We start from the raw sequence: 16,353 nt of genomic DNA, 5'->3' as shown, positions 1-16,353 counted from the left end.
ACTAAGTTGATGAGCAAAATCCTGCGCTTGGTGTTGACGTGGATGCTTGCAGCGGCCTTGCCGCTGCAGGGCTACGCCGTCCATGCCATGGCAGCTTGCGGGCCTGCTCATCATCGTCCGGCGCTCGACACCTCGAGCCATCATCACGATGGTGCTGTGGGCGAGCATCACGCCACCGCAGTTGATCAGACCGCCGCCAGCGAGGACGTCGCAGCACCGGATGCTCAGTCCGCCAAAGCAAGCAAGTGCAGCCTCTGTGCATCCTGCTGCAGCGCTGTCGCGATCACGGCCGCTTCTTTCAGCTTCGATCCCGTGCCGGTCATGCCCGTGACCGTGGCAACCGTACCGGTCGCGCATGACCGTGTCCTGTCTGGTGGCCTTGAGCGCCCACCCAAGCTTCTCATCGCCTGATCGACGGTCCCCGCTTCGCGCCTAGCGAAGCCGGGGCGATCCCGACCTTCTCCACTGCCGCTGCAGTCCGCTGCAGAGCGTGGGGCGATTCATCAGAAGCGAGTTCTACATGCCACAGACTATCAAGCGCCTTGGCGCAGCCGCTGCATGGGCGGTCGTGATGGGCTTGATGCCGGCCATCACATCGGTCGCGCACGCTCAAAGCAGCGCCAATGCGGACAAGCCCTCGGCCCGCCCAAACCCACTGGACGCCAAGGCGGAGGTGCCAGCTGTCGTCTATCGCTCGGCCCTGCAGGGCTACCGTCCCTATGCGGACACCGAGCCTGGCTCCTGGACTGAGGCCAACGATCGCGTCGGTCGCATCGGCGGCTGGCGTGTCTATACCAAGGAGGCGCGCGAGCCACAGGCTCCTGCTGCTGGAGCAAGCGCACCCCAGGAAGCGGTCAAGCCCGCGCCCGCCGCTCACAGCGGCCACAAGACGCACTGAGGAGCCCGCATGCCAACCTATCCAATGACACACACGCCGTCGTGGGGCCGTCTGCGCACGCTGGCGCTCGCGGCATCCCCCTTGCTGCTGGCCGGCTGCGCCAGCCTGAGTGCCGACGGCGGTCTTGCGCCCGTCCAGCAGGCGGCCCAGCAGCACCTCGGCAAGACCGTCCAGGTCGTCAAATCCGATGCCGACGAGGACAAGATCGCCTCTCGGGTCGGCGAACTGCTGAGCCAGCCGCTCAATGCCGACAGTGCGGTGCAGATCGCGCTGCTGAACAACCGGGGCTTGCAAGCCAGCTTCCAGGAGCTGGGCATTGCCGAGGCCGACATGGTTCAGGCCAGCCGGATGCCCAACCCGGGCTTCAGCATCGCGCGCATGAAGCGAGGGGACGAACGCGAGATCGAAAGAGCCTTCTCCTTCGACCTCGGACACCTCATCGCGCTGCCGATGATGCGCCAGCTCGAATCCCGCCGCTTCGCCGCCACGCAGCGCGCGGTGTCGATGGAGATGATCTCGCTGGCTTCCGAGACCCGCAAGGCTTTCTACGCCGCAGTCGCCGCCGAGCAGACCTCGCGCTATATGCAGGACGTGCGCGCCACCACCGACGCCGGTGCGGAACTGGCCAGGCGTCTGGCGCAGGCCGGCAACTGGTCCAAGCTGCAGCAGGCACGGGAGCATGGTTTCTTTGCCGAAGCCACGCTGAATGCTGCACGCGCGGAGCAAGCCCGTTTGTCCAGCCGCGAGCGTCTGATCCGCTTGCTGGGCCTGTGGGGCACGCAGACGCAGTTCCGCCTGCCCGACCGGCTGCCGGATCTGCCGAAGGAGCCGGCCGACCGGCCGGACATCGAGCAGGTCGCGATGGCCCAGCGCCTTGACGTGCAGGCGGCCAAGCTGCAGGCGGAGGCGACGGCGAAAAACCTGGGCCTGACCAAGGTGACGCGCTTCATCAACGTGCTGGAGTTCGGCTACCAGCGCAATTCCTCCAATGAGGCGCCCCGCCAGACCGGCTACGAGATCGGCATCGAGATCCCCTTGTTCGACTGGAGTGGCGCCCGCGTGGCCCGGGCCGAGGCGGTCTATATGCAGAGCGTGCAGCGCGCGGCGCAGACCGCCGTCGAGGCCCGCTCCGAGGTGCGCGAGGCCTATCAAGGCTATCGCAGTGCCTACGACATCGCCCGCCACTACCGCGACGACATCGTGCCGACCGCCAAGCGTGTCTCGGAAGAAAACGTGCTGCGCTACAACGGCATGTTCATCAGCGTGTTCGAGCTGCTCGCCGATACCCGCGCCTCCATTGCCAGCGTCAATGCCTCGATCGAGGCGCTGCGCGATTTCTGGCTGGCCCAGGCCGACCTCGACATGGCCTTGATTGGCAAACCCAGCCTCAGCGGCCCCGGTGCTTCCGCAGCAGTTGCTGCCGGCGGCGGCGCCGCCGGCCACTGAACCAGGAGAAGAACCAATGGTTTCCCGACGTGATTTCTTCCGCGGCGCCGGCGCCGTGACCGCTGCGGTGTCCGCGGCTTCGGTCAGCCGCGTGGCCATGGCCGCGCTGCCCGAACCGGTGCTGCAGACCCAGCCCGACACGATGGCGCCGCTGGTACCCGACAGCGGGCGCCCCTACAACCCGGTGGTGACGCTCAATGGCTGGACCTTGCCCTGGCGCATGAACCAGGGCGTGAAGGAGTTCCACCTGGTGGCCGAGCCTGTCGTGCGCGAACTCGCACCCGGCATGAAGGCCCACCTGTGGGGCTACAACGGCCAGTCGCCCGGCCCGACCATCGAGGTCGTCGAAGGCGACCGCGTGCGTGTGTTCGTCACCAACAAGCTGCCCGAGCACACCAGCATTCACTGGCATGGTCAACGTCTGCCCAATGGCATGGACGGCGTTTCGGGACTGACGCAGAAGGCCATCCAGCCCGGCAAAACCTATGTCTACGAATTCGTCGCCCGGCGTCCCGGTACCTTTATGTACCACCCGCATGCGGACGAGATGACGCAAATGGCGATGGGCATGATGGGCTTCTGGGTGACTCACCCGAAGGTGAAGAACCCCTTGATCGACGCGGTCGACCGGGACTTCTGCTTCCTGCTCAACGCCTTCGACATCGATCCAGGCACCGCGACGCCCAAGATCATGACGATGACGGACTTCAATCTGTGGTGCTGGAACAGCCGCGTCTTCCCGGGCATCGATACCTTGAATGTGCGCAAGAACGACAAGGTTCGCATCCGCATCGGCAACCTGACGATGACGAACCACCCGATCCATCTGCATGGTCATGAGTTCCTGGTCACCGGCACCGATGGCGGGCCGACGCCCAAAAGCACGCGCTGGTACGAGGTCACGACCGATGTCGCGGTCGGGCAGATGCGGCAGATCGAGTTCCTGGCGGACGAGGAGGGCGACTGGGCTTTCCATTGTCACAAGAGCCATCACACGATGAACGCGATGGGCCATGACGTGCCGACCATGATCGGGGTCGACCACCGCGAGGTGGTCAAGCAGATCACCAAGGTTGTGCCCGACTACATGGTGATGGGTGAGCGCGGCATGGCCGACATGGCCGAAATGGAGATGCCGCTGCCCGACAACACGATCCCGATGATGACCGGCCAGGGGCCGTTCGGTGGGGTGGAGATGGGCGGCATGTTCTCGATCCTGAAGGTCCGCAAGAACCAGAAGGCCGGCGACTACGGCGATCCGGGTTGGTATCAACATCCCAAGGGTGAGGTCGCTTTCGAATGGACGGGCGCACTGCCGGAGCCCGCACGCTTCGCTGCGGAGGGCGGGCAATCGATGCCCCGCCAGAAGCCCGGCCCTAGCGCCGAGGTCAAGGTCCGCAAGTCCTCCGGGCATTCCGGGCACTGAGTCCAACTCATCCCATTTTCTGTTTTTGTTTCTATAGAAAGATTCCGATGAAGCTCAGCAAAACACAGGTGCTCGGCGCCGTCTTCACCGGCCTGATGGCTCTCAGCGCCGGTGCTCACGCCCATGGCAATGAGGACCACGCCAAAAAGTCCGGCCCGGTCAAGAAGGAGCAAAAGGACTGGGGCATCGCTGCCGACGCCCCTGCCGCCAAGCGCACCATCGAGATCAAGATGTCTGACGCCATGCGCTTTTCGCCCGACAAGATCGAGGTCAAGCAGGGTGAGACCGTGAAGTTCGTGATCAAGAACGATGGCAAGGTGATGCACGAGTTCGTGCTCGGGACGAAGAAGGTCCTCGACGAGCACGCCGCCCTGATGATGAAGTTCCCGGACATGGAACACGACGAGCCGTATATGGCGCATGTGAAGCCCGGCGCCAGTGGTGAGATCGTCTGGACCTTCAACCGCGCCGGTGATTTCGACTTCGCCTGCCTGATCGCGGGCCACTACCAGGCGGGAATGGTGGGCAAGGTCAAGGTGGTCGCCAGCGCGGGCGCCAAGAGCGTCAAGAGTGCGCAGGCCGGCAAGGCGGACGGGCATGGCGATCACAAGCATTGAGCGTCGGCATGCCCTGATCGCGGGTGCCGTCGCGCTGCTGGCGCTGCCGGCCTGGGCTCGAACAGATCCACCGGGGCGCTCCAAGCCCATGGTGCAGATCTGGAAGAGCCCCAGCTGCGGCTGCTGCAAGGACTGGATCGTGCACCTGGAGGCCAATGGCTTTGCCACCCAGGTCAGCGACGGCGGCAATGCCGCCGCGCGCAAGCGCCTAGGCGTTCAGGACAAGCATGGTTCCTGCCACACAGCCTTGATCGGCGGCTATGCCATCGAAGGGCATGTGCCGGCCAAGGACATCCATCGCCTGCTGCTGGAGCGTCCCGCCGGCATCGGGCTTGCCGTGCCCTTCATGCCCGTCGGTTCGCCGGGCATGGATGGCCCCGAGTATGGCGATCGCAAGGACCCCTACGACGTGCTGCTGCTGGCCAAGGATGGCAGCGCACGTGTTTTTCAAAGTTACCGTTGAAGGAGACTCCGATGAAAGCACTGAAGCATCTCAGCATGGCCGCAATGTTCGGTCTGATCTCGACCCTGTCCCTAAGCGCTGTCGCGCAAGGCATGGACCCCAGCAAGACGGGTGGCACGGCCGCCAGCGCCGCGGCCGACATGACCGACGGCGAAATCCGCAAGGTCGACAAGGACAACAAGAAACTGACGATCAAGCATGGGGACATCAAGAACCTGGACATGCCAGGCATGACCATGGTCTTCCAGGTCAAGGATCCTGCGATGGTCGACCAGGTCAAGGTGGGCGACAAAGTCCGATTCAAGGTCGAGAAGGCCAGCAGCGGCTTCGTGGTGACCGAACTGCAGCCTGCTGCAAAGTAGGCCGCTTGCGAGATCAACCGGATGCGAACGCGTTTGGTTGATCCGGATCAAGTTGTGCACCTCGCCCGTGCCGCAGTATCTGCTCATGGTTCTACCGAGCTGAGCAGCGAGCACATCAATATGGGCACGATCCAACGAACAACATCACGGCGCCGCCTGGCCGCCATGATGTTGTGCCTTTGGATCTTCGGTTTGGTTGCGGGTATCGCGAACGCCTGTGCCTTTGGCGGAGTTCATGGTTCACATGGCAACTCTCAGCTCGTCCCGCATGGCCACGACCTCACGCCAACGGTCGAGGCACATCACCATGATGAGCCGGCAGGGGTTGAATCCACACCCCAGGCCCCGGATCCGGCCTGTCAGAAGTTCTGCGAGGACGGACGCTCCACGCTGAACCTGACGCTCAAGGGCTTGGGCGGCAGCGCTGACCTGATGCCGGTGCTGCTGCAGGCTCCCATCCTGGCCTGGACGTCGGTAGACGTGCGTGGGGTCATCCTCGCCAGTTGCTTTGCGGCCGTGCGCGAAGCCGGCCCACCTATCCCCATCCGACTGTTGCGCTTGACTCTTTAGTCGCTCTTCCGAGCGCCCCGGGGGCCAGCACCCCGCGTGGCGATGTGTCTGCACGCCCCGATTCGGCGCGTGCTAGATGGCGGGGCAGCACGCGTGCCGCGACCGACACCCGGTCGGCTTTTCTCCCCGCAGATTCTCGGAGAGCACCATGAACAAGATCGTACTGACCACTGCCGCGCTGCTCGTTGCCGCCGGCCTCGCCGCAGCGCAGACCAAGGAACCGGACCATCTGGCTCACCATCCGGAAGGCGCGGCCTCCGCACCTGCTGTGAAGTCGCCGGCAACTGCAGCAACCGCAGCTCCAACGAAGCCCGCCGACATGAGCGCCAGGATGAGCGCAATGCAGGACATGCACCAGAAGATGATGGCTGCCAAGACGCCCGGGGAGCGTCAGGCGCTGATGGGCGAGTACATGAAGGCCATGCAGGGGGGCATGGGCATGATGAAAGAGATGGCCGGCAAGGGCAGCGGCGCGGCGGGCATGCCGGCGGACCCCAAGGCCCGTATGGAGGCCATGGAGCAGCGCATGGACATGATGCAGATGATGATGGAAATGATGATGGATCGCATGCCTGCTGCGCCTGTGCGCGACGGCAAGTAAGCCTGGCTGCCACTTCGGGAGATCGCCATGGACCCCAACCATCAAGTCCCTCGATTCTGGCGTTCACGCGCCGGCATCGCCTGGATCGTGCTGGCCGGCGTGGCCGGCTGGTTTCTTTGGGCGGAGCACCGCGCCCATCTGCTCGGTGCCTTGCCCTACCTGATCATCCTGGCTTGCCCCTTGATGCATCTTTTCATTCATCGCGGGCATCACCAAGGCGGACAGCATGCCGACCATCACGATGCGCGCGATCAGGGAGGCAAGCCATGACGCATGAGGCATCTGCCTACGGGCTCTGGTCGCTGGTCATCCTGAACTCGGCCGTTTTCGTGATCTTCGCGTTCAGCTTCTTCAAGCCGCAGACGGCTCGTGACTGGCGCAGCTTTGGGGCCTTCGCGGCCTTTGTCGTGGCGCTGTTCGTGGAGATGTATGGCTTCCCGCTGACCCTCTACCTGCTGTCCGGTTGGCTGCAGACCCGCTATCCCGGCCTCGACCTGCTATCGCACAACACGGGCCACCTCTGGTCGACCCTGCTGGGGGAGCAAGGTGACCCGCATCTCGGCGTGCTTCATATCGCGAGCTATGTGCTGCTGGGCGGAGGCTTCTGGCTGCTGTCGAGCGCCTGGCATGTGCTGTACCACGCGCAGCGCCGCGGCAGCCTGGCGATCGTCGGCCCCTACGCAAGGGTTCGGCATCCGCAGTATCTGGCCTTCGTGCTGATCCTGTTGGGCTTCCTGCTGCAATGGCCGACGCTACTGACCTTGCTGATGTTCCCCGTGCTGCTGGTGATGTACGGGCGCCTGGCGATCTCGGAGGAGCGCGAGATGGGGCTGAAGTTCGGGCCCCAGTACCAGCAATACGCTGAACAGACCCCGCGTTTCATCCCGCGTTGGTCCGCGAGTCCGACACCGCCGAGTCGAGAAGCTTGACATTACCCTCATGGCAAGGATCAGACTGATGCCAGCCTTGCCGATGGCGAGCCTATGGATGCAACCGAACAATGCCGCATGAAACACGATGCCGATATGCCCGTTGATGCGACGGTCTACGTCTGCCCGATGCACCCTCATATCCGCCAGACGAAGCCCGGCAGGTGCCCGGAATGCGGCATGAATCTGGTGCCTGAGGGACAGGCGAAGCAAGTGGGGCATGTCCACCATTCGCCCGCCGGGCACACCAGCACGGATTTGAGTCATCACTCTGCCCATCAGCATGGGCAGCAGCGCGCGTCCCAGGATCCGGCTGCCCAAACAGGGTTGGAGGACGCTGCCGGCGCCTCGTCGACCCTGTACACCTGCCCGATGCACCCCGAGATCCGCCGGGATCACCCGGGCAACTGTCCGAAGTGCGGCATGACGCTGGAGCCGGTGATGCCGGATCTGGAGGCCGACGAGAATCCGGAGCTGGTGGATTTCCAGCGCCGCTTCTGGTGGACCCTGCCGCTGACCGTGTTGGTCACGCTGCTCGCCATGCTCGGGCACCGGCTGCAGTGGTTCGAGATGGGGACGCAAAGCTGGATCGAACTGGTGCTCAGCCTGCCCGTGGTGCTGTGGGCTGGCTGGCCTTTCTTCGAGCGGGGCGGCCAGTCCATCGTGAACCGCAGTCCGAATATGTGGACGCTGATCGGACTGGGTACCGGTGCGGCCTTTGTGTACAGCGTGGTGGCCACGGTCGCGCCGCAGCTTTTCCCGGCATCCTTCCAGGCCATGGGCCGGGTTGCCGTCTACTTCGAGGCGGCGGTGGTCATCATCTCCTTGACCCTGCTGGGCCAGGTGCTTGAACTCAAGGCCAGATCGCAGACCTCGGCGGCCATCAAGTCGCTGCTGGGCTTGGCGCCCAAGACGGCCCGTCGCATCGACGAGCAAGGCCAGGAAAACGACGTGCCGCTGTCCCATGTGCATGTGGGCGACCTATTGCGCGTGCGTCCGGGCGAGAAGGTGCCGGTCGACGGCGTGGTGGTCGAGGGCCGCAGCGCCGTCGACGAGGCCATGCTGACCGGCGAGCCGATTCCGGTCGTCAAGAACCCGGGGGACAAGCTGATCGGCGCCACGATGAACACCAGCGGGGCCCTGGTCATGCGCTCGGAGCGCGTCGGCTCGGCGACCATGCTCGCCCAGATCGTGCAGATGGTGGCCCAGGCTCAGCGCTCGCGCGCGCCGATGCAGCGCATGGCGGACCAGGTGGCCGGCTACTTCGTACTTGCCGTCGTCGGCATTGCGATCCTGACCCTGCTGGCCTGGGGCCTGTTCGGCCCCGAGCCGCGCTGGGTCTATGGCCTGGTCAATGCGGTAGCGGTGCTGATCATTGCCTGCCCTTGTGCGCTTGGTTTAGCGACACCCATGTCCATCATGGTGGCGACCGGCCGCGGCGCGACCGGCGGTGTGCTCTTCCGGGATGCGGCAGCCATCGAGAACCTGCGCAAGGTCGACACGCTGATCGTCGACAAGACTGGCACGCTGACCGAGGGCCGGCCGGTCTTCGAGCGCATTGTCCCTGCGGCCGGCCAGACGGAGGACGAGGTGTTGCGGCTGGCCGCCAGCCTGGACCAGGGCAGCGAGCACCCGCTGGCCGATGCCATCGTGCGGGCGGCTCGCGAGCGGGGATTGGAGCTGCTGAAGCCCCAGGATTTCGAGTCCGGTTCGGGCATTGGGGTGCGCGGGCGCGTCGGGGATCGCCAGCTCGCGCTGGGCAACACCGTGTTGATGGCGCAGGCCGGCGTGTCGGTGGACGCGCTCAATCAGCAGGCCGAGGCCTTGCGCGCCCAGGGCGCCAGCGTGATGTACCTGGCTGCGGACGGCCAGCTGCTCGGACTGCTGGCGGTATCGGACCCCGTCAAGGCCAGCACGCCCGAGGCCCTGGCCTCGCTGCACGCGGCCGGGCTGCGCATCGTGATGGCCACCGGCGATGGCATGACCACGGCCCGGGCCGTCGGCAAGCGCCTGGGCATCGACGAGGTGCATGGCGAGGTCAAGCCGGCCGACAAGCTGGCCCTGGTGTCCAAGCTGCAGGCCGAGGGCCGCGTGGTCGCCATGGCTGGCGACGGCATCAACGATGCGCCGGCCCTGGCCAAAGCCGATGTCGGCATCGCGATGGGGACCGGGACCGATGTTGCGATGAACAGTGCCCAGCTGACCCTGGTGAAGGGCGACCTGCGCGGCATCTCCATCGCGCGCGGCCTGTCCGAGGACACCGTCGCTAACATGAAGCAGAACCTGCTGTTTGCCTTTCTGTACAACGCGCTGGGCATTCCGATCGCAGCGGGCTTGCTCTATCCCTTCACTGGCTGGCTGCTCTCGCCGATGATCGCTGCGCTGGCCATGAGCCTCAGCTCGGCATCGGTCATCGCCAACGCGCTGCGGCTGCGCAAGCGGTGAGCGTGGCGCTGGTCATGAAAGCGCTGTCGGTGCCGTGCACAAATCCACCCGACGGCGACTTCGCAACGGGTAGCATTGATCTACGCCAAGCAAGATCGCTTGCAGCCAGATAGGCTATCGATATGGATTCCGCCAGACGCATCGCCAAGCAGTGGGGCCGCTGGATCAGCAGCGGGCTCGTCGCGGCCTTGCTGTTCATGCAGCTGGCGGTGGCGGCCTATGCGTGTCCGAAGCTCGATGCACCGGCGCACGCCATGCAGATGGCCGGCATGGTCATGGACGAAGCCATCGACATGACGGCCATGCCCGACTGTCACGCCATGCCGGGCAGCATGGATGAAGAGGCGCCGCAGCTGTGCCGGGCCCATTGCGGCACGGACAGCCAGCCTGCGCCCTCGGTACATGCCCCGGATTTCCATGCCACAGCGGCGCAGTCCCTCTGGCTGGTCTATGTGCTGCCAACAGTTCTCGAAGGCTCAAGGACTGCCGAACGGCAGGCTTCCTCTGCAGAATCAGCCTCAGCGGCTGGTTTCCCCCCACTTTATCTGACGCTTCAGGTCCTTCGCAATTGACCCACCGCCAGCCGGTGCGCGAGTCTCGCTGCACCTGCTTGCCGTGCGGATTTCGTTGTCGAGGACCATCATGAAAATCATCCATGCGGGTGTGCCTTGGGCGCATCTTCAGACGCCGCGCGTTGCCGCGCGACGCTCTCTCTGCGCCTGCACCCTTTTGTTGGCCGCAGGACTGGGCGTCGGCCCAGCGCAGGCACTTGGCTATCGCGAGGCGCTGCTTCTGGCTGAGCAGCAGAGCCCCAGCCTGGCAGCTCAGCAGTTGCAACTCGATGCGGCTGGCGCGGCCCATGGCGCCGCAGCGGCACTGCCGGATCCCAGGCTGTCGGTCGGCGTCGAGAACCTGCCCATCAGCGGCATGGATCGCTGGAGTCTCACGCGGGACTTCATGACGATGCAGCGCCTGGCCCTGATGCAGGAAGTGCCCAACCAAGCCAAGCGAGAAGCGCGTGTGCAGGTCGCCCAGGCCCGCTCCGAGCGGGAGCGCGCGCTGCTCGCGCAGCAACGGCTGCAGCTCAGGCAGGCCCTGGGGCAGGCCTGGGTCGCAGCGCAGTCCGCCGAACGGCGTCAGGCCTTGCTCGATGCGCTGCTGGCGGAGAACCAGCGCCTGCAGGACAGCCTCCTGGCACGTGTTGCCGGGGGCAGTGCGCAGGCCGGCGAACTCCTGGTCGCCCGCCAGGAAAACCTGGCGCTGCTGGACCGGCGCGACGAATTGCAGCGGGATGCCCGCAAGGCCCGGACGGCCCTGCGACGCTGGCTTGGGACACGTGCCGACGAGTCGCTGGACGATGCGCCGCCGCCCCTGGCAATTCCGATCGAACAGCTGCGTGCCGACCTGCACCGCCATGCGGAACTGGCGGTCTATCCGGCGATGCGCGGTATGGCCGCCGCCGAGCTGCGCGAGGCCCAGGCCGAGTCGCGCGGTGACTGGTCCTGGGAGCTGGCCTACAGCCGCCGTGGCCGCCAATGGGGCGATATGGTGTCCTTCCAGCTCAGCTTTGATCTGCCCTGGCAGAAAGGGCAGCGCCAGGAGCCGCTGATCCGCGCCAAGCAGCTGGAGTCGCAGAGCGTCGAGGCCGAGCAGGAAGACGCCGCCCGGCGTCACCTGCAGGAGCTAGAGGAAAGCGCGCTCGAACTGCAGACCCTGGAGCGTCAGATCGAGCGTCTGCAGTCGGACGGCATCGCCTTGGCCGCCGATCGCTCGGCCCTGGCCCTGAGCAGCTATCAGTCCGGAAGAGCCGATCTGGGTTCCGTGCTTGGAGCCCGTGCGCAGGTGCTGGAAGCCCGTCTGCGCCTGATCGAACTGCAAGCCCAGCGGGACGGTCTGCAGGTTCGACTGAACAGCCTGATCGCCGATTGACCGGGGAAACGACGATGACCACGAACGCAAAGAAAATTCTCGCCGGGCTCACACTGATCGCCGCCGGCATTGCCATGGGCTGGGGATTGGCGCGGTGGAAGGAGGCGCCGATGTCGAGCCAGGGGGCCGCGACTGCCCCTGAAGCGGCCGCCTCGGCCGAGCGCAAGGTGCTGTATTGGTACGACCCGATGGTGCCGACGCAGAAGTTCGAGAAACCGGGCAAGTCCCCCTTCATGGACATGGCCTTGGTGCCCAAGTACGCCGATGAAGGCGGCGCGGCCGGGGCCGGAGTGAGCGTGTCGCCCCAGGCGATCCAGTCGCTGGGCTTGCGCACTGCCAGCGTCGAGCAGAAGACCATTGCCGCCAGCATCGATGTGGTCGGCACGGTGCTGCTCAACGAGCGTGATGTGAGCCTGGTGCAGGCCCGCAGTGCAGGTTTCGTTGAGCGTGTCTATGCGCGTGCGCCGGGCGATGTGATCGCAGCGGGTAGCCCCTTGGTCGATTTGCTGCTGCCGGAATGGGTATCGGCCCAACGCGAGTTCCTGGCCGTCAAGGCCTTGCAGGACACCGCGCTGACCCACGCGGCGCGCCAGCGGCTGTTGTTGCTGGGCATGCCCGAAGCTCTCGTCGCGCGTGTCGAGGGTTCCGGCGAGCCGCAGGGCCGCTACACGGTGTCCGTGCCGCAGGGGGGGGTGGTGGCCGAGCTGATGGTGCGTCAGGGCATGACGGTGTCGGCCGGCATGAGTCTGGCGCGCATCAATGGCCTGGGCTCGGTATGGATAGCTGCGGCGGTTCCCGAGGCGCAAAGCGGCCCGGTGCAGCAGGGCCAGATGGCCGAGGTGCGGCTGGCCGCATTTCCCACGGAGGTCTTCAAGGCCCGTGTCATCGCCGTACTGCCCGAGGCCAGCCCGGAGACCCGGACCGTGCGGGTGCGATTGGAACTCGCGAACCCGGGCCTGCGTCTCAAAGCGGGCATGTCGGGACAGGTTCGCCTGGTCGGTCGCGAGCAGACCGCGCTGCTGGTGCCCAGTGAGGCTGTGATCCGGACCGGCAGGCGCGCGCTCGTTTATATCGTGGATGGGCCGGGGAGATTCCGTCCGGTGGCCGTCCAGCTCGGCGCTGAGATCGGCGACATGCTGGTGGTGCAGCGGGGTGTGAACGCGGGCCAGCAGGTGGTGGCTTCGGCCCAGTTCCTGATCGACTCGGAGGCCAGTCTCCAGGGAGTATTGCCGCCGGAGAGCGTCGCTGCCACACCGGCAACTTCCGCTCCTGCCAGCGCGGCTGCGGCCGCGTTCACGGTCCGTGGCGTCATCGAGGCGCTGTCGGCCACCGAGATGACGCTGGCGCATGAGGCCGTGCCGGCACTGCAGTGGCCGCCTATGACCATGGGGTTCAAGCTGGCGAACCCGGGGCTGGCGGCGGGGCTCAAGCCCAGGCAGCCGGTGCGCTTCTCCTTCATCCAGCAGGGGGACGACTATGTGATCACCGCCGTCGAGGGGGTGTCGCCATGATTGCCCGCCTGATTCGCTGGTCGGTCGCTAACCGCTTTCTGGTGCTGCTGGCGACCCTGATGCTGACAGCCTGGGGCATCTGGGCCGTGCGCAGCACGCCGGTGGATGCCTTGCCCGACCTCTCCGATGTGCAGGTGATCATCCGCACCAGCTACCCGGGCCAAGCGCCCCAGATCGTCGAGAACCAGGTGACCTATCCGCTGGCCACCACGATGTTGTCGGTGCCGGGGGCCAAGACCGTGCGTGGCTTCTCCTTCTTTGGCGATTCCTTCGTCTATGTGCTGTTCGACGATGGCACGGACCTGTACTGGGCGCGCTCGCGCGTGCTGGAGTATCTGAACCAGGTGCAGGGGCGTCTGCCGGCCAGCGCGAGACCGGCGCTCGGGCCCGATGCCACGGGCGTCGGCTGGATCTTCCAGTACGCGCTGGTGGACAGGACCGGCAAGAACGACCTGGCCCAACTGCGCGCGTTGCAGGACTGGTTCCTCAAGTTCGAGCTCAAGAGCCTGCCCAACGTCGCCGAAGTGGCGTCGGTCGGCGGCATGGTCAAGCAGTACCAGGTCGTGCTCGATCCCCTCAAGCTGGCGGCTTATGGGCTGAACCAGGGTCAGGTGCGTGAGGCCCTGCTGGGGGCCAACCAGGAGAGCGGCGGCTCGGTGCTGGAGCTGTCGGGCGCGGAGTACATGGTGCGCGCGGGCGGCTACCTCAAGACGCTGGACGACTTCAGGGCCATCCCCCTGATCGCGCGGGGCAATGTTCCGGTTCGCTTGGGCGATATCGCGACCGTGCAGGTGGGGCCGGAGATGCGCCGGGGCATTGCCGAGCTGGACGGCGAGGGAGAGGTGGCCGGCGGCGTGGTGGTGCTGCGTTCGGGCAAGAACGCCCAGGAAACGATCGCCGCCGTGAAGGCCAAGCTGGCCGAACTGCAGGGCAGCCTGCCCCAGGGCGTCGAGATCGTCACGACCTATGACCGTAGCGCCCTGATCGAGCGGGCGATCCACAACCTGACGAGCAAGCTGATCGAGGAGTTCCTGGTCGTGGCTGTCGTCTGCGCCATCTTCCTTTGGCATCTGCGCTCCGCCTTGGTGGCCATCATCGCGCTGCCGCTGGGTGTGATGACGGCCTTTCTGGTGATGCGCTATCAGGGCATCAACGCCAACATCATGTCGCTAGGCGGCATCGCAATCGCGGTCGGCGCGATGGTGGATGCGGCCGTGGTGATGATCGAGAACGCGCACAAGAAGCTGGAGGCTTGGCAGCATGGCCATCCTGGTCAGGTGCTGCAGGGCAAGGAGCGCTGGGATGTCATCACGCAAGCGGCCGAGGAAGTCGGACCGGCGTTGTTCTTCTCGCTGCTGATCATCACCTTGTCCTTTGTGCCGGTCTTCACGCTGGAGGCTCAGGAAGGGCGGCTGTTCGGTCCGCTGGCCTTTACGAAGACCTATGCCATGGCGGCGGCCGCCGGCCTGTCGGTTACCTTGATTCCGGTGCTGATGGGCTACTGGATCCGCGGCCGCATTCCCGACGAGCGGAAGAACCCGATCACACGGGCGCTGATCGCGGTCTACCGGCCTTGCCTTGAATGGGTGCTGCGCTGGCCCAAGGCCACGATGCTGATTGCGCTGGCAACCCTGGCCACGACGCTGTGGCCGCTGGCCCGGCTGGGCGGCGAGTTCCTGCCGCAGCTTGACGAGGGCGATCTGCTCTATATGCCTTCGGCCTTGCCGGGCCTGTCGGCGCAGCGGGCGACCGAGTTGCTGCAGATCAGCAACCGGATGATCAAGACCGTGCCCGAGGTGGAGCGCGTCTTTGGCAAGGCCGGCCGCGCCGAGACGGCGACCGACCCGGCGCCGCTGGAGATGTTCGAGACCACGGTCAAGCTCAAGCCACGCGAGCAATGGCGGCCCGGCATGACACCGGAGCGCCTGATCGAGGAGCTGGATAGCGCGGTCAAGATCCCGGGGCTGTCCAACATCTGGATTCCACCGATCCGCAACCGCATCGACATGCTGGCCACCGGCATCAAGAGCCCCATCGGCGTGAAGGTGAGCGGCAGCGACCTGCGGGTGATCGACCGCATCGCCGCGCAGGTCGAGCAGGTCGCCAAGGGCGTTCCGGGCGTCAGCTCGGCACTGGCCGAGCGATTGACGGGCGGTCGCTACATCGACGTCAAGATCGATCGCCTGGCCGCAGGTCGGTATGGCCTCAATGTGTCCGACATCCAGGCCATCGTTTCCGGCGCCATCGGCGGCGAGAACGTGTCGGAGACGGTGGATGGCCTGGCCCGCTTCCCGATCAGCCTGCGCTATCCGCGCGAGTGGCGGGATTCGCCCGAGAAGCTGGTGCAACTGCCGATCGCCACACCGATGGGCCAGCAGATCACGCTGGGCACGGTGGCGAGCATAGCGATTACCGACGGGCCGCCGATGCTCAAGAGCGAGAATGCGCGCCCCTCGGGCTGGGTCTATGTGGACGTGCGAGGGCGGGACCTGGCTTCGGTGGCGAACGATCTGCGCGCCACCGTGGCCAGCCAGGTCAAGCTGGAACCCGGGGTGAGCCTCGCCTACTCGGGCCAGTTCGAGTACCTGGAGCGGGCCAATGCACGGCTGAAGGTGGTGGTGCCGGCCACCTTGTTGATCATCTTCGTGCTGCTGTACCTGACCTTCTCCAGGCTCGACGAGGCCTTGCTGATCATGGCCACGCTGCCGTTTGCGCTGACCGGCGGCATCTGGTTCCTGTACCTGCTGGGCTACAACCTCTCGATCGCCACCGGCGTGGGCTTCATCGCCTTGGCCGGCGTGGCCGCGGAGTTCGGCGTCGTGATGCTGATCTACCTGAAGCATGCCTTGGCCGAGCGCTGTCCGGACGGCGCTATGCCGACAGCGGGGCAACTGCTGGACGCCATCCGCGAGGGCGCGGTGCTGCGCGTGCGGCCCAAGGCGATGACCGTGGCGGTGATCCTGGCCGGCTTGGTGCCCATCGTCTGGGGCAGCGGTACCGGCTCGGAGGTGATGAGTCGCATCGCCGCGCCGATGCTCGGCGGCATGGTGACGGCGCCGCTGCTGTCGCTGTTCGTCGTGCCGGCGGCGTTCCTGACGATGCGCAGGCGCTGAGATGATCAGCGACGCGTCTGACCACTCCATCTTGACAGCTGCC

Annotated in this window: 16 protein-coding genes; all 16 read left to right on the top strand. The window is 65.8% G+C overall.

The window, feature by feature from the left end; genetic code table 11:
• The first annotated feature begins 9 nt into the window (after positions 1-9).
• The 16 genes from O5M90_RS06495 (at position 10) to O5M90_RS06420 (ending at position 16,310) form a co-directional block, all read left to right on the top strand.
• The gene (locus O5M90_RS06495; RefSeq protein ID WP_269840440.1) at positions 10-411 is read left to right on the top strand and encodes a hypothetical protein; all 402 of its coding nucleotides are present in this window, start codon (positions 10-12) and stop codon (positions 409-411) included.
• 109 nt (positions 412-520) lie between these two features.
• Positions 521-898, top strand: coding sequence for a hypothetical protein (locus O5M90_RS06490; RefSeq protein ID WP_269840439.1), 378 nt, complete (start codon positions 521-523; stop codon positions 896-898).
• A 9-nt stretch (positions 899-907) separates the two neighbouring features.
• Positions 908-2,344: a TolC family protein gene (locus O5M90_RS06485; protein ID WP_269840438.1), complete on the top strand. Its 1,437-nt coding sequence runs from the start codon at positions 908-910 to the stop codon at positions 2,342-2,344.
• 16 nt (positions 2,345-2,360) lie between these two features.
• Entirely contained in the window at positions 2,361-3,770 is a 1,410-nt protein-coding gene (locus O5M90_RS06480) for a multicopper oxidase family protein (RefSeq protein WP_269840644.1), read from the top strand.
• Between the two features lie 47 nt (positions 3,771-3,817).
• On the top strand, positions 3,818-4,387 hold the full coding sequence (locus tag O5M90_RS06475) for a cupredoxin domain-containing protein (RefSeq protein WP_269840437.1): 570 nt from the start codon (positions 3,818-3,820) through the stop codon (positions 4,385-4,387).
• Entirely contained in the window at positions 4,368-4,850 is a 483-nt protein-coding gene (locus O5M90_RS06470) for a DUF411 domain-containing protein (protein ID WP_137944439.1), read from the top strand. The genes O5M90_RS06475 and O5M90_RS06470 overlap by 20 nt, the downstream gene beginning before the upstream one ends.
• A gap of 11 nt (positions 4,851-4,861) precedes the next feature.
• Positions 4,862-5,212, top strand: a complete 351-nt coding sequence (locus O5M90_RS06465; protein WP_137944438.1) for a copper-binding protein — start codon at positions 4,862-4,864, stop codon at positions 5,210-5,212.
• A gap of 21 nt (positions 5,213-5,233) precedes the next feature.
• Complete coding sequence (locus tag O5M90_RS06460; RefSeq protein ID WP_137944437.1) at positions 5,234-5,782, top strand: hypothetical protein; 549 nt, start codon at positions 5,234-5,236, stop codon at positions 5,780-5,782.
• 148 nt (positions 5,783-5,930) lie between these two features.
• Positions 5,931-6,383: a hypothetical protein gene (locus O5M90_RS06455; protein WP_137944436.1), complete on the top strand. Its 453-nt coding sequence runs from the start codon at positions 5,931-5,933 to the stop codon at positions 6,381-6,383.
• A 27-nt stretch (positions 6,384-6,410) separates the two neighbouring features.
• Complete coding sequence (locus O5M90_RS06450) at positions 6,411-6,653, top strand: DUF2933 domain-containing protein (RefSeq protein ID WP_137944435.1); 243 nt, start codon at positions 6,411-6,413, stop codon at positions 6,651-6,653.
• On the top strand, positions 6,650-7,312 hold the full coding sequence (locus O5M90_RS06445; protein WP_137944434.1) for a methyltransferase family protein: 663 nt from the start codon (positions 6,650-6,652) through the stop codon (positions 7,310-7,312). The genes O5M90_RS06450 and O5M90_RS06445 overlap by 4 nt, the downstream gene beginning before the upstream one ends.
• A 78-nt stretch (positions 7,313-7,390) precedes the next feature.
• Positions 7,391-9,757 (top strand): copper-transporting P-type ATPase, encoded by a 2,367-nt coding sequence (locus tag O5M90_RS06440; protein ID WP_269840435.1) that lies wholly within the window; start codon positions 7,391-7,393, stop codon positions 9,755-9,757.
• Positions 9,758-9,879: 122 nt separating this feature from the next.
• Positions 9,880-10,329 carry a hypothetical protein gene (locus tag O5M90_RS06435; protein WP_440401889.1) on the top strand — a complete coding sequence of 150 codons (450 nt, stop codon included), beginning with the start codon at positions 9,880-9,882 and terminating at the stop codon, positions 10,327-10,329.
• Positions 10,330-10,489: 160 nt separating this feature from the next.
• Positions 10,490-11,686 (top strand): TolC family protein, encoded by a 1,197-nt coding sequence (locus tag O5M90_RS06430; protein WP_269840421.1) that lies wholly within the window; start codon positions 10,490-10,492, stop codon positions 11,684-11,686.
• A gap of 14 nt (positions 11,687-11,700) precedes the next feature.
• Complete coding sequence (locus O5M90_RS06425) at positions 11,701-13,197, top strand: efflux RND transporter periplasmic adaptor subunit (protein ID WP_440401888.1); 1,497 nt, start codon at positions 11,701-11,703, stop codon at positions 13,195-13,197.
• Complete coding sequence (locus O5M90_RS06420) at positions 13,194-16,310, top strand: efflux RND transporter permease subunit (protein WP_269840419.1); 3,117 nt, start codon at positions 13,194-13,196, stop codon at positions 16,308-16,310. The genes O5M90_RS06425 and O5M90_RS06420 overlap by 4 nt, the downstream gene beginning before the upstream one ends.
• Positions 16,311-16,353: the final 43 nt, after the last annotated feature.

The sequence above is a fragment of the Paucibacter sp. M5-1 genome, assembly GCF_027498415.2.
Taxonomy (GTDB): Bacteria; Pseudomonadota; Gammaproteobacteria; order Burkholderiales; family Burkholderiaceae_C; genus Roseateles_E.
The sequence above is the reverse complement of the archived record's forward strand: the minus strand, read 5'-3'. Positions and strand labels throughout refer to the sequence as shown.